At 55.2% G+C, this 850-nt stretch carries 1 protein-coding gene; it reads right to left on the reverse strand.

What is annotated here, in order from left to right; all coding sequences use genetic code 11:
* On the reverse strand, nucleotides 1-823 hold an 823-nt coding region (locus tag ACTIE1_RS16610), incomplete at its 3' end, for a carbohydrate ABC transporter permease (protein WP_439563507.1).
* Nucleotides 824-850: the final 27 nt, after the last annotated feature.

The following is an 850-nucleotide window of genomic DNA, read 5'->3' on the forward strand; positions in this document are numbered from 1 at the left end:
TGCGCGGCTGCGCTGCGAAGCCGGTCTCGTATATGTACTGGACCAGCAGCATTGTCGCAGACCCCGGACCGCCGCCGGTCAGCACATAGATCTCGTCGAATGTCTGCACCGAGCGGATTACGCACAGAATGAAGACAACCAGCAACATAGGACGCAGCAATGGCAGCGTTATTCTGGTAAAGACACGCCAGTGACTGGCCGAGTCCATCTTGGCCGCCTCGTATACGTCGCGCGGGATCGCCTGAAGGCCTGCAAGAAGTATAATTGTGAAAAAGCCCATATGCGCCCAGACAGTGATAAACACTGTCCAGAAGAAGGCGGTATTGGGAAAGACCAGCCAGTTGACAGCATCAAAACCCATGGTGGTCAGAATACCGTTCAGCACACCGTTGCGCTGCAGAATCCACTGCCAGATCAGCGCGACCACAACGGGCGACAGCATGACCGGAAAGAAGAACACGCCGCGGAAGAACCCGCGCCCGCGGATATTGCGGTTAAGGCAGATCGCTGTGATCAGGGATATACCGATCATGCAGACAACCTGTATCGGCACAAAAAGCATGGTATTCCAAAGCGCGCGCCAGAACAGATCACGCGAACAGGATGACGGGTCAAGGAAACTCTCGCAATCGAACAGCGTCTCGTAGTTGCGACCGCCGACCCATGGCCTGTCTGCCGGATAAAGGCGGTCACTGCCGGTCATAGAGTAGAAGATGTTGATAAAGACCGGCAGCAATGAAAACAGCAGCACTGCACAGAGATTTGGCCCCAAAAATACCCAAGGCATTTTCTTGATCCCGATCAGCCGCTGGATGCCATACATCAAAGGCTCCATGGCCCTGGCAGGCGA

Origin of the sequence: Roseinatronobacter sp. (genome assembly GCF_051859525.1) — a bacterium.
Taxonomy (GTDB): Bacteria; Pseudomonadota; Alphaproteobacteria; order Rhodobacterales; family Rhodobacteraceae; genus Roseinatronobacter.